The 12,401-nt window shown below is 72.4% G+C and carries 10 protein-coding genes and 1 tRNA gene; 6 read left to right on the top strand and 5 right to left on the bottom strand.

Annotation, left to right across the window (positions count from 1 at the left end; genetic code table 11):
* Window positions 1-81 precede the first annotated feature (81 nt).
* Together ACFZBU_RS22750 and ACFZBU_RS22745 are read left to right on the top strand one after the other, a co-directional pair.
* Window positions 82-164: transfer RNA gene (locus ACFZBU_RS22750), tRNA-Tyr, on the top strand.
* A gap of 214 nt (window positions 165-378) precedes the next feature.
* Complete coding sequence (locus ACFZBU_RS22745; protein ID WP_391585426.1) at window positions 379-1,395, top strand: NUDIX hydrolase; 1,017 nt, start codon at window positions 379-381, stop codon at window positions 1,393-1,395.
* A gap of 232 nt (window positions 1,396-1,627) precedes the next feature.
* On the opposite strand, the gene ACFZBU_RS22740 is transcribed toward ACFZBU_RS22745, so the two are convergent.
* The 5 genes from ACFZBU_RS22740 to ACFZBU_RS22720 all read right to left on the bottom strand — a co-directional run bounded on the left by ACFZBU_RS22740 (window position 1,628) and on the right by ACFZBU_RS22720 (window position 7,280).
* A complete protein-coding gene (locus tag ACFZBU_RS22740; protein WP_391585425.1) occupies window positions 1,628-2,071 on the bottom strand; it encodes a nuclear transport factor 2 family protein in 444 nt (147 codons plus the stop codon).
* A 267-nt stretch (window positions 2,072-2,338) separates the two neighbouring features.
* The gene (locus ACFZBU_RS22735; protein ID WP_391585424.1) at window positions 2,339-4,048 is read right to left on the bottom strand and encodes a beta-N-acetylhexosaminidase; all 1,710 of its coding nucleotides are present in this window, start codon (window positions 4,046-4,048) and stop codon (window positions 2,339-2,341) included.
* Between the two features lie 7 nt (window positions 4,049-4,055).
* Window positions 4,056-4,886 (bottom strand): carbohydrate ABC transporter permease, encoded by an 831-nt coding sequence (locus ACFZBU_RS22730; RefSeq protein ID WP_391585531.1) that lies wholly within the window; start codon window positions 4,884-4,886, stop codon window positions 4,056-4,058.
* A gap of 131 nt (window positions 4,887-5,017) precedes the next feature.
* Window positions 5,018-5,983 carry a carbohydrate ABC transporter permease gene (locus ACFZBU_RS22725; protein ID WP_391585423.1) on the bottom strand — a complete coding sequence of 322 codons (966 nt, stop codon included), beginning with the start codon at window positions 5,981-5,983 and terminating at the stop codon, window positions 5,018-5,020.
* Between the two features lie 4 nt (window positions 5,984-5,987).
* Entirely contained in the window at window positions 5,988-7,280 is a 1,293-nt protein-coding gene (locus tag ACFZBU_RS22720; protein ID WP_391585422.1) for an extracellular solute-binding protein, read from the bottom strand.
* Window positions 7,281-7,647: 367 nt separating this feature from the next.
* On the opposite strand from ACFZBU_RS22720, the gene ACFZBU_RS22715 reads away from it, so the two are divergent.
* The 4 genes from ACFZBU_RS22715 to ACFZBU_RS22700 all read left to right on the top strand — a co-directional run bounded on the left by ACFZBU_RS22715 (window position 7,648) and on the right by ACFZBU_RS22700 (window position 12,388).
* Window positions 7,648-9,195: an amidohydrolase family protein gene (locus ACFZBU_RS22715; RefSeq protein ID WP_391585421.1), complete on the top strand. Its 1,548-nt coding sequence runs from the start codon at window positions 7,648-7,650 to the stop codon at window positions 9,193-9,195.
* A 10-nt stretch (window positions 9,196-9,205) separates the two neighbouring features.
* Complete coding sequence (locus ACFZBU_RS22710; protein WP_391585420.1) at window positions 9,206-10,069, top strand: IclR family transcriptional regulator; 864 nt, start codon at window positions 9,206-9,208, stop codon at window positions 10,067-10,069.
* On the top strand, window positions 10,066-11,262 hold the full coding sequence (locus ACFZBU_RS22705) for an alanine racemase (RefSeq protein ID WP_391585419.1): 1,197 nt from the start codon (window positions 10,066-10,068) through the stop codon (window positions 11,260-11,262). The genes ACFZBU_RS22710 and ACFZBU_RS22705 overlap by 4 nt, the downstream gene beginning before the upstream one ends.
* A gap of 151 nt (window positions 11,263-11,413) precedes the next feature.
* Window positions 11,414-12,388: a sugar kinase gene (locus ACFZBU_RS22700; RefSeq protein ID WP_391585418.1), complete on the top strand. Its 975-nt coding sequence runs from the start codon at window positions 11,414-11,416 to the stop codon at window positions 12,386-12,388.
* Window positions 12,389-12,401: the final 13 nt, after the last annotated feature.

The following is a 12,401-nucleotide window of genomic DNA, read 5'->3' as shown; positions in this document are numbered from 1 at the left end:
CACCCACCCGATCGGATACCGAGTGGCGAAGCACCCCGGGTGGTCCGCTATTGTTGTCCCGTCGCGCCGCAAGGCGCACACGGCGGGTTGCCCGAGTGGCCAAAGGGAGCAGACTGTAAATCTGCCGGTGTATGCCTACGTTGGTTCGAACCCAACACCCGCCACACCGTGAAAGACGGCTTCCGACCAGAGGTTTTGGTCGGGGGCCGTTTTTTGTTGCGTGGACTCGGGTGTGCGGGGCGGGTGGTGGACGGCCCTCGTAGGTGTGTGCCGGGGCGCGGGAGGTTGCGGGTTGTCGGGCCGCGCATCCCGTGCGTCCGACCGGTCGGCCAGGATGGGACCACGACTGCCGGCGGATGTACGGGGGAGCGAATGAGCGTGAGCGGTGACGACGAACCGGTATCGCAGGAGCTGATCGACTATTGCGCGACCCTGCCGGGAGTACTGGTGGGCGCCTCGGTGCTGCTGCGGGATCGGCACGGCGGGCTCGTGGTGGTGGAGCCCAACTACAAGCCCGGCCTGGATCTGCCCGGCGGGATGGCCGAGCCGGGGGAGGCCCCGCACGAGGCCGCCGGACGTGAGCTGCGGGAGGAGTTGGGCCTCGAACTCACCGTCGGTCGGCTGCTCGCGGTGTCCGCGACGACGTCCGGGACGTGGGGGCGGGTCGTATTGGATTTCCTCTTCGACGGGCCGACGCTGACCGACGAGCAGGTCGCGGCGCTGGCCCCGGCCGATGCGGAACTGGACGCGGTGTACGTGCTCACCCCCGACCAGGCGCTGCCGCGCTTCCCGGGGCGGACGCGGCGGCGGGTCTCGGTGGCGTTGGAGGCGTACGTGTCGGGGGCCTGTCTGTACATGGTCGACGGGCGCGAGTACCGGCCGGCGAAGAAGCGGGTGTGGCACGAGGACGAGCCGATTCCGGCCGGCACTCCGGTGAGTCGGGCGGCGGGGTGGCTGTTCGATCCCGAGGGGCGGGTCCTGCTGGTCGGTGACCCGGACGGCGGGTACGCGCTGCCCGGCGGCGGTGCCGAGCCCGAGGACGCGGACGCGCCGGCGACGCTGGCGCGCGAGGTCGCGGAGGAGGCCAACGCGGTGCTCGGGAAGACCACCCACGTGGGCTATCTGTCCGACCCGGACGGCGGCGACGTCAGGTCCCGCAGCGCCGCGCGGATCGCCGCACTCGGCCCGCTCGCCCCCGACCCGGCCACGGGCTGGTCGTGGAGCCGCGTCCTGGTCACCCCACGCCGGGCCGCCGAACTCCTCGGGGACGGCTACCAAGCGCGTCTGACGCAGGCACTCGCCGCCCAGCGGATCGCCCACGAACGCCTCGGCGTCCCGATCCTCGACGACGACAGCCGAGTCGACGTTCCCCCGGAAGGCGTCACCTTCGAGTAGCCGAGCGAGCCCCGACCATCCGGCGGCCGACACGCGATTGGAGCCGACCCCTACCCACCACCGCCCGACCGGGCAACCCCCGCCGAAGCCGCCGGGCCCACCGCACGGACGACGACGAATCCGCGAGGTCCGGGAAGCGGGGGCCGGCGGCCGAGCCCCACGAGCCCGGCCGCCGCACTCGCCGGGGGCGGGGATGGGCCGGTCGGGCCGTGGGGGGGCGGCGGTTTGCTTTCTAGAGCGGGTGGTTCAGGTGGTGGGTCAGGTTTCCGACGTAGTCGGTGATCATGTGGCGTCGGGTGAACCGCCATGTTCCGTCGGCCCGTTCGAAGGTGTCGTGGTAGCGGCCGGTGAAGATCGGCTGGAGGGGGAAGTCGGGCAGGGGCTGGAAGACAGTCACGTAGCTGCGGCACGTGCCGGTGCCCGCCTCGTCGTCCACATCCAGGACCAGGTTCGTGGTCACGTGCCGGGTATGCGGTGTGCCGTTGTCGGGATAGCGGCGCGTCCACCCCTCGAACATCGCGCGTGCACCCGCCGCGCCGGCCACCTCCGTATCCTGGCCCTCGGAGGTGATCACCGCGTGTGCGAACAACTCGCCCACGCCCACGTAGTCGCCGGCGTCGATGCGCTCGGCGTACAGCCCGATCAGATTCGGAATCGCGTGGTAACCGGACGGCATGAAGGGTGGCCTCCCGACCTCTCGACGGAGCGGCCCCGCGGCACGGCCGGCCGGCGGCCTCCGCGAAGCAGGCAATGAAGCAGGCAATGCAGGACCGGCCGACGGTAACTGACATGGCGTCAGATGTCTTCGGTACGGGCGGCCGATCCCCACCCCCGCGGCGCGCCCGTCACAACCGCCGACCGCCCGTCACCCGCGCGCCCGTCACCCCCGCCGACCGCCCGTCACCCCGGCCGGGAGTGCGCCCGCCACCCCGCCGACCTCCACTCACTCCCCGCCGTCCACCCCGACCGCGCCCCGGATGTCCCTCGTCAACTCCAGCAACTCCGCCTCGCGGTCCGCCCGCTCCCGCGGCCACCCCGCGGCGTCCGGTCGGGTCTGCCACGGATGCGGCCCGCGCAACGGCCGGTACTCCACGCCCAGCGCGTCCAGCCGAGCCAGATGCCCCGACGTCAACCGCGCCACGAACTCGGCGAAATCACCCGACCCGGACCCGGACCCGGACCCGGACCCCGACTCCGGCTCCGGCTCCGACGACGGCCCCGACCCCGACCACACCGCCTCCGCGAACGCGCACAACCTCGGAAAGGCCATGTAGTCGATCCGCCGCACCGAGTCCATGTGCTCGGTCCAGATCTGCGCCTGCCCGCCCAGCACCCGCGCGCCATCCTCGGCGGACAACGCCGACGGCACCGGCCGGAACGCGTACACGTCCGCCAGAGTCAGCAGCGGCCCGACCGGAATCGGCTCGTCCGCGCCCTCGCCCTGGCGGTAGTCGAGGTACACCGAGGTGTCCGGACACGCCACCACGTCGAACCCGGCCCGGGCCGCCGCGATCGTGCCGTGCTCGCCGCGCCAGCCGCCGATCAGCGCGTCCGAGGGCACCGCCGCGCCGCCCGCCAACACCTCGTCCCAGCCGAACAGCACCCGCTCGTGCGCGGCCAGCATCCCGGCCAACTCGGCCACGAACCAGCCGCCGAGCGAGCCCGGGTCGGGATGACCCATCCGCTCCCACGGCCCGGTCGGCACCTCGTCGCCGCCCACGCACACATACCGGGACGGGAAGATCGCGCACACCTCGGCCAGTACGTCGCGGCAGAAGCCCAGCGCCTCCTCGGTCGGCGCGAGCACCCCGTCGGACAACCCGCCCCACCGGGTGCGCACCCCCTCCACCGGCACCGCGCCGAGCGACGGGTAGGCCGCCACCGCCGCCTGCACGTGCGCCGGCAGGTCGATCTCGGGCACCACGGTGATGTGCCGATCGGCCGCGTACGCGACGATCTCGCGCAGGTCGTCGCCCGTGTAGTAGCCGCCGTGCGGTCGCTCGTCGAACGTCTCGTGTTGCCGCGATCCGCGCATGCTGCCCGTGCGCCACGCGCCCACCGAGGTCAGCCGGGGCCACCCCGGCACCTCGATCCGCCAGCCCTGGTCGTCGGTCAGATGCAGGTGCAGCACGTTCAACCGGTGCACCGCCATCAGGTCCACGAAGCGCAGCACGTCCTGCTTGGGCAGGAAGTGCCGGGCCACGTCCAGCATCACGCCGCGCCAGCCGAAGGCCGGCTCGTCCTCGATCACGCACACCGGCAGCGACCACTCGGCCGTGCGCACCCGCGCGCGCCGGAACGCGTCCGCCGGCAGCAGTTGGCGCAGCGTCTGCAGGCCGGCGAACACCCCGGCCGCCGAGCCGCCGCGCAGTTCGACCGCCGAGGTGGTGACCTCCAACCGATACCCCTCGGCCGGCAGCGCGTCCGGATCGAGCAGCAGCGTGATGCCCGGACCGGGAGCCAGGAGGCATCCGGTCGCCGGTCCGAGCGCGCCGCGCAGCCACGCGGCCTCGGCGGCCAGCTCCGGCGCATGGGTCACCCCCGTGGCCGCCGTCAGCACGAACGCGCCCGCCCCCGGGACGACCCGAGCCGGCCGCGGCACCACGGACACCGCCGCCGCCGAGGACAACGAGGACGAGGAGGAGGTGGTCATCAGGGAATCAGTCCTTCACCGCTCCGCCGAGCCCCGAGACCAGGTGCCGCTGTACCAGCACGAAGAAGATCAGGACCGGGATGGTCATCAGGGTGGACGCGGCCATGATGCCGCCCCAGTCGTTCTCGTCCGGCTTGAAGAACACCATCAGCGCCGCCGGCAACGTCTGGTGGTCGGTGTCCAGGATGAACGTCTTCGCGAACACGAAGTCGTTCCACGCGGTGATGAACGAGAACACCGACGTGGCCGCGAGCCCGGGCGCCACCAGCGGGAACAGGATCCGCCACAGGATGGTGAACCGGTTCGCGCCGTCGATCCGGGCGGCCTCCTCCAGCGATTCCGGGATCGCCTTGACGAAGCCGCGCAACATCCAGATCGCGAACGGCAGCGAGAAGGCCAGGTTGACCAGCATCAGCGAGCCGAGCGTGCTGAGCCCGAACCCGGGCGCGACCGAGCCGATGTCGCGGACCAGGAAGAACAGCGGGATGGTCAGCGCCTCGACCGGCACCATCTGGGCGACCAGGAACATCACCAGGATCGTGGTGCGGAACTTGAAGTGGAACCGGGTCAGCGCCACCGCGGCCAGGAACGAGACCAGGCCGGAGAGCACGACCACCACGGTCGCCACGATCAGGCTGTTGAGGAAGTAGCCGCCGAATCCGCTGACGCCGAAGGCGTCGCGGAAGTTGTCCAGCGTCGGATGCCACGTCCACGGCCGCGGATCGACCGAGTTGATCTCACCGTCCGGCTTGAGCGCGGAGAGCACCATCCAGTACAGCGGGAACACGGTCAGCAGCGCGATCACGATCGCGGTGGTGTTGGCGATCCGCCGGGACACCTTCCGGTTGCCCCGGCTGCGACGGATCCCGGCCGGACGACCGGTGGCGGCGGCCACAGGCTTCGAGACGGACGCGCTTCCGGCGCCGGGGCCGGCCCCCGAGGAAGCGGGCGAAGAGGCGGACACAGTGCTCACAGCTCCTCCCCGGAGCGACGCAGCGCGCGGATGTAGAAGACCGTGACCACGAGCAGGATCAGCGTCATCAGCACGCCGATCGCCGCGCCCAGGCTGTAGTCCGAGGACGCGAACGCCTTCTGGTACGCGTACACGTTGAGGACCAGGTTCTGGCCGGCGATGCCGCCGCCCCCGGTCATCACGTAGATCTGGGTGAAGACCTTGAAGTCCCAGATGATCGACTGGATCACCACGATGGTCAGGATCGGCCGCAGGATCGGCAACATCACGTGCCGGAAGGTGGTCCACGTGGACGCGCCGTCCAGGCGGGCCGCCTCCAGCACCGAGACCGGGATCGATTCGATGCCCGCGTACAGCGAGATCATCACGAACGGGAACGAGTGCCACACGACCACGACGCCGACCAGCGCGAACGCGGACCACTTCTCGTAGAACCAGTTGTGGCCCTGCATGCCCAGAACCTCGTTGACCAGGCCCAGGTTGGTGTCGAACAGGAACATCCACACCGTCGAGCCGGTCATCGCCGGAGCCGCCCACGCGCCCAGCGCGGCGAACAGCAGCAGCAGCCTCGGCCACTTGCCGACCCGGGTCAGCAACACCGCGAGTGCCGCGCCCACCGCGAGGGTGGCCACGACGCAGGCCGCCGCGAAGATCACGGTCTGGAGCAACACGTCCCAGAACTGGTCGTCGCCCAGCAGGGTCGAGTAGTTGTCGAAACCGACGAACTCGGCGACCTCGCCCGCCGACGCCTGCGGCTGACCGAACTCGAGGAAGGAGAGCAGGCCGAGCTGGTAGAGCGGGTAGCCGAACAGCGGGATCAGGATGACCGCGGACGGCAGCAGCAGCCAGAACGGCATCCACGAACGGCGCCGCCCGGTCTTGGTCTTGTTCGCGCCGCCGCGCGGGCGGACCGCGGCCGAGGCCGGCCGGTCCGCCCGCGCGGGCGTGGTGGTCGTGGTCACCGTGCTACTTCCCGGCGAACGCGTTGTCGATCGCGGTCTTGGCCTCGCCCGTCGCACCCGAGACGTCGGACTTGCCGGTGACCACCTTCTGGAACATGGTCGGCACCACGGACTGCGAGTCGATCTTGGCCCACGCGGCGTCCTTGGGCACGAACTTGGTGCCCGCGTTCAGGGTGTCGACGAACGGCTTGAGCCACGGGTCCCTGGCGACCACGTCACCACGTGCCGAGGCGAGCGTGGGCAGGTTGCCCATCGCGTCGAACATCTGGAGCTGGTACTTCTTGCCGCCCAGGATCTTCATGAAGTCGACCGCGAGCGAGCGGTGCTGCGAGGACTTCATCACGCCGAGGTCGTTGCCCCCGGAGAAGGCGGGCGCGATCGAACCCGGGGTGTTGCCCGGCAGCGGGACGACCGCGTACTTGCCCTTGGCCACGCCCGCCTCGACCGCACTGCGCGAGGAGTTGGGCAGGATCGCCATGCCGGCGGTGCCGGCCGCGAAGGCCTCCACCGTCTTGCCGCCGGTCAGGTCGGCGCACTGCTGCGGCGGACAGATGTCCTTGGCGAACAGGTCGGTGTACGCCTTGACGCCCGCCTGCGACTGCGCCGAGTCGATCGTGGAGACGTACTTGCCGCCCTGCTGGGTGGCGATGTCGCCGCCGCCCGCCCACAGGAACGGCAGGCCGCCGAAGGTGTACTTGCCGCCGACCGCGATGCCGAGCATGTCCGGCTTGGCCGCACGCACCTTCTTCGCGGCCTCGACCAGCTCGGCGTACGAGGTCGGCGGCTTGATGCCGAGCTCGGTGAACACGTCCGTGCGGTAGTACAGCGAGCGCAGGCCCAGCCACCACGGCAGACCGTAGGTCTTGCCGTCGACCAGCGTGGTGTCCTTGAGGTCCTTGGGCAGGTCGCCCGCCTCGGACCAGTTGCCCAGGTCGGCGGAGATGTCCGCGAGACCGCCGGCCGCGACGTAGCCGAACAGGTCGGTATTGCCGAACTCGACCACGTCCGGCGCGCTGTTCGGGTCGTTGAACGCGCCCTTCATCTTCTCCGCGCGCGGGCCCGCGTCGGTCGGTATGTAGCCGATCTCGACGTTCACCTTCGGGTGCGCGGCCTTGAAGTCGGCGACGGCCGCGTTGACGACCTTTTCCTTGGGCGCGCGGTTCGCCTCGTCGTACAGCCACACTTTGAGCGTGCCGGTCTGTTCGTCGGCGGACTTCGACTTGGACGCCGTGCCCGGCGCGCACGCCGCCAGCGCGATGCCGGCCACTGCGACGGCGGCCAAACTCCGGATCTTCACGACAATTCCTCCTGCGGCGAGGCAGGCCGGAGCGATCGCGGGTGATCCCGCGACCCGAGGGTCGGCCTGTACGTCTGGACGTCTGCATCAATCGACACGAACGGGCCGCAAGGGGGAAACATCCGGTGCGGCGTGAGCGGGACGTTAGAAAGCGGCGCCGCGTTCCGACAAGGCGTCCCGGCGAACGTTGTGCACTGCAAAACTGTGTGCTGCGAAAGTGGCACCGGGCGCTCACGGACACGTAACGTCCGTGCTCGGTCGACCCGGCGGCCGCCGCACCCGGCGGTCGACGAGACACACCGCCCCCCGGGGAAACCGGGCGGAGACCGGCGAATACGAGCGGACACGAAGGGTAGGGAGGGCGCGCATGTACGACGTACTGCTGCGCGGCGGGCAGGTGCTCGACGGCACCGGCGCACCCGCCTTCCGGGCCGACGTCGCGATCACCGGCGAGAGGATCGCCGCGATCGGCCGACTGGACGGCGCACGGGCCCACACCGAGCTCGACGCGAGCGGCCGGTACGTGGCGCCCGGCTTCGTCGACGCCCACGTGCACGGGGACGCCGCCGTGCTCGACCCCGAGGTCCAGCTCGCCGCCCTGCGCCAGGGCGTGACCACCTTCGTGCTCGGCCAGGACGGCCTGTCCTACGCCCCGGCGACCCCCGCCGCGCTGGCCTACGTCACCCGCTACTTCGCCGCGATCAACGGCACCCACCCCGGCCTGGGCGAGGGCCCGGTCTCGGTCGCCGACCTGCTCGCGAGCTACGACCGCACCACCGCGGTGAACACCGCCTACCTCGTCCCGCACGGCACCGTCCGGCACAGCGCACTCGGCCCCACCGCACGCGCCGCGGACGCCGCCGAACTGGCCGCGATGACCAAGGCGGTCGAACAGGGCCTGGACGAGGGCGCGTGCGGGTTGTCCACCGGCCTGGAGTACGTGCCCGGCCGCTACGCCGACACCGCCGAGCTCGCCGCCCTGCTCGCCCCGGTCGCGGCCCGCGGCCTGCCGCACGTCTCGCACATGCGCGGCTACGAGGCCGCCGCCGGCCCGGCCATGCGCGAAATGCTCGACGTGGCCCGCGCGGCCGGGGTGGCCACCCACGTCTCGCACTACCACGGCCCGGCCGAGGAACTGATCGCGATGGTGGACGCGGCCCGGGCCGAGGGCCTGGACCTCACCTACGACGCGTACCCCTACCTGCGCGGCTGCAGCATCCTGGCGATGGTCGCGCTGCCGCGCGCGCTGGACGATCCCGACCCCGACAAGGTGGTCGCCGCGCTGGCCCGACCGGCCACCCGACGGCTCCTGGCCGACGAGGTGGACCCGGCCCTGTGGCCCCGGATCACCCTCGCCCACGTGCCCGCCGCCGACTTCCGCTGGGCCGAGGGCCGGCGACTCGTGGATGCCGCCGCCGAGGTCGGCGCGAGCCCGGCCGAGTTCTGTGCCGACCTGCTGATCGCCACCGACCTGGTGGCGAGCGCCGTGTTCGACCAGCCGCCGACCAACAGCGACGAGTCGGTCCGCGCGCTGCTGCGCCACCCCGCGCACATCGGCGGCTCGGACGGCATCTACATCGGCGGCAGCCCGCACCCGCGCGGCTGGGGCGCATTCGCCCGACTGCTCGCCCGGCACGTGGTCGAACTCGGCGACTGGACCTGGGAGCAGGCCGCGGTGCACCTCGCGTCGCACCCGGCCCGCCGCTTCGGGCTGAACGACCGGGGCCTGCTCCGGGTCGGCCTGGCCGCCGACATCGCCGTGATCGACCCGACCCGGGTGGCCGACCTCGCCGACTACGGCGACGCCCGCCGACCCGCCGCCGGCATCGACGACGTGCTGGTGGCCGGAGTCCCCGTACTCTCGTCCGGAGCCCTGACGGGTCACACGCCCGGGCGCCCGGTCGGGCCGTCCTGAGGACATGCCAGTGAACACCCACGAGCACGAGCGCGGCGCCGACGCGGCGCCCGGCGAATCGCGCGGCGAGACCCGAGCCGGATCGCGCGCCGAGGGCCTGCCGACACCGCCGCGCAACCAGTCGGCATCCCTGCGCCGCGCCCTCGCCGTCCTGGAACAGGTCCGCGACCACGCCGGCGCCGAGGGTCTGAACCTGACCGAACTCGCCGACGCGCTCGGCCTGTCCAAGAGCACCGTGCTGCGCCTGGCCCAGCCGCTCCTGGACACCGGGCTGCTCGCCCGCGACCGCCGGCACGGCCACTTCCGGCTCGGCCCCGGCGCGCTCGCGCTCGGCCAGGCGTACCTGGCCGGCATCGACCTGCGCACCGCCGCCGCGGAGGAGGCGCACCGGCTCATGCGCGAGGCCGGCGGCACCGTGCACCTGTGCGTGCCGGACGCGCCGCACATCGTCTACATCGACAAGGTCGAGAACGAGACCGCCGTGCGGATGGCCTCGCGGATCGGCAGCCGCGCGCCGATGTACTGCACGGCCGTCGGCAAGGCGATGCTGGCCTGGCTGCCCGAGGACGTGTTCGCCCAGGTGGTGGACGCGGGCCTGCCCATCGTCACCGCCCGCACCCTCACCGATCCGGTGCTGCTGCGCACCGAACTGGCCCGGATCCGCAACCGGGGCTACTCGGTGGACGACCGGGAGAACGAGCCCGAGGTGCGCTGCGTGGCAGCGCCTATCTTCGATCACAACGACGTCGTGGTCGGGGCCCTGTCGGTCTCCGGTCTCACGTCCCGCGTCACCGCCGCGCGGGTCCGCGAGCTGGGACCCGCGGTCGCGGCGGCCGCCCTCCGTGTATCGCGCACCCTGGGAGCGACCCGATGATCCTCGACTCGTACACCAAAGGCACCTGGCTGCCGTATGAGGAACTCACCGACGACGAACTCGGCGCCGCCGAACACAGCCTGTTCGACGGCCCGTTCACGTGGCCGGTGATGGTCGCGCGCAAGTCCGCGCTGATCGCGAACGTGGCCACGATGGCCGAATACACCACCCGCCACGGCGTGTTGTTCGCACCGCACGGCAAGACCACCATGTCGCCCGAGCTGTTCGCGGAGCAACTGGCCGCGGGCGCCTGGGGGATCACCGTGGCGACCGCGAACCAGGCGCTGGCCGCGCACCGGTTCAAGGTGCCGCGGATCCTGCTGGCCAACGAGGTGCTGGACGAGAAGGTGCTGCGCTGGGCCGCGACCCGGCCCGACCTGCTGTTCTACGTGGACTCGCGGGCGGGTGTGCAGGTGGCCGCCCGGGCGCTGGCGGCGGTGCCCGGCGGGAAGTTGTCGGTACTGATCGAACTGGGCCGCACGGGTGGGCGGACCGGCTGCCGCGGCATCGCCGAGGGCGTCGCGCTGGCCCGGGCCGCGGCCGAGGTGCCGGGGCTGACCGTGGCGGGCGTGGCCGGCTACGAGGGCGGCCTGCCCGACGCCGCGGCGGTGTCCGGGTGGTTGCGCGAACTGGCCGCCCTGGCCGACGGGATCGCCGACCTGGTGCCGGGCACGCCGATCGTCTCGGCGGGCGGCAGCGCGTGGTTCGACGCGGTCGTGGACGTGCTCGCGCCGGACGGCAAGCCGCTCCCGGACCGCACGATCATCCTGCGCAGCGGTGCCTACGTCTCGCACGACGACGGCCTGTACGCGCGGGTGACCCCGTTCGTGCGGCACCCCGAGGAGGGCTCGCTCGCGGGTGCCCTGGAGGTGTGGGCGCAGGTGGTCTCCGCGCCCGAGCCTGGTCTGGCCGTGCTCGGCGCGGGTCGTCGCGACGTGCCCTTCGACCAGGACCTGCCGATCCCGTTGCGGGTGCGCGCGCTGGACGGGACACTGCGCGAAGCGGGGCCGGCACGCGTGGTCAAGCTCGACGACCAGCACGCGTACGTCGACCTCGGCGACAGCACGATGATCCCGGGGGAGCTGGTCTGCCTGGGGATCTCGCACCCCTGTACGGCCTTCGACAAGTGGCGCGCGGTGCCGGTGGTGGACGACGACCACCGCGTCGTGGACGTGCTGAACACCCACTTCTGAGCCGGGGGCGCGAACTCCGGGTCCCCGGCCCCGGATCCGCCGCCCGACCCGAACCGACCCGAACTCGAACCGATCCGGACCGACCCGACCCGATCCCGGGGCGAGCCCGAATCCGATGCCACCGACGACGCGAATCAGGCGAGAGGACATCATGACCGCCGAACCCCGGGAAGCCCCGGACGTGGTCACGCTCGGCGAGACCATGGTGCTGCTCACCGCGCCGCACATCGGCCCGCTGCGGCACGCCCGCACGCTCGACGTCGCCACCGGCGGGGCCGAGACCAACCTGGCGATCGGGATCACCCGACTGGGCGGGCGGGCCGCCTGGATCGGTCGGGTCGGTGACGACGAGTTCGGCCGGCTCGTACTGGCCGTGCTCGGCGGCGAAGGGCTGGACACGCGCGGCGCGGTGGTCGACCCGGACGCGCCCACCGGGCTGATGGTCAAGGCCCGGCGGACCAGCGCGGCCACCGACGTGCGCTACTACCGCGCGGGCAGCGCCGGTTCCCGGCTCTGTCCCGAGGACGTGGACCCCGCGCTGGTGCGCTCCGCCCGGATCCTGCACGTCACCGGCATCACGCCCGCACTGTCGGCGACCGCGCGTGCGGCGGTGCGCGCGGCCGTGGCCGAGGCGAACGCGGCCGGCGTACCGGTCTCGCTCGACCTGAACTACCGGCAGGCGCTGTGGTCGGCGGAGGACGCGGCCACCGAGTTGCGGGCACTGGCCGCCGGCGCGGACATCCTGTTCGCCACGGAGGACGAGGCCCGCCTCGTGCTCAAGGCGCCGGCGCACACCCCGGTGCTCGACCTCGCCCGCGAACTCGGCGCGCTCGGCCCCACCCAGGTGCTGCTCAAGCAGGGTTCGCGCGGCGCCGTCGCGATCGTCGACGGCCGCGTGCACGAGGTGCCGCTGCACCGGGTACACGCGGTCGACCCGGTGGGCGCGGGCGACGCGTTCGCCGCCGGCTACCTCGCCGAGCTGGTCGAGGGCGGGACGGTGGCGGCCCGGGTGGCCACCGCCGCCGCGGCCGGCGCGTTCGCGGTCACCGTGCCCGGCGACTGGGAGGGACTGCCCCGCCGGGACGAACTGCGGCTGCTCCAACAGGACGACGCGGTCGCCCGCTGAACCCTCGGCACAC

This window comes from Embleya sp. NPDC008237 (assembly GCF_042956465.1).
GTDB lineage: Bacteria > Actinomycetota > Actinomycetes > Streptomycetales > Streptomycetaceae > Embleya.
This window is presented reverse-complemented; position numbering and strand designations above follow the sequence as displayed.

What these genes read in the sequence shown, in the direction of transcription:
- ACFZBU_RS22715 (WP_391585421.1), top strand. Translation starts at nt 7,648, where the DNA reads ATGTACGACGTACTGCTGCGCGGCGGGCAGGTGCTCGACGGCACCGGC.
- ACFZBU_RS22700 (WP_391585418.1), top strand. Translation starts at nt 11,414, where the DNA reads ATGACCGCCGAACCCCGGGAAGCCCCGGACGTGGTCACGCTCGGCGAG.
- ACFZBU_RS22735 (WP_391585424.1), bottom strand. Translation starts at nt 4,048, where the DNA reads ATGACCACCTCCTCCTCGTCCTCGTTGTCCTCGGCGGCGGCGGTGTCC.
- ACFZBU_RS22740 (WP_391585425.1), bottom strand. Translation starts at nt 2,071, where the DNA reads ATGCCGTCCGGTTACCACGCGATTCCGAATCTGATCGGGCTGTACGCC.
- ACFZBU_RS22705 (WP_391585419.1), top strand. Translation starts at nt 10,066, where the DNA reads ATGATCCTCGACTCGTACACCAAAGGCACCTGGCTGCCGTATGAGGAA.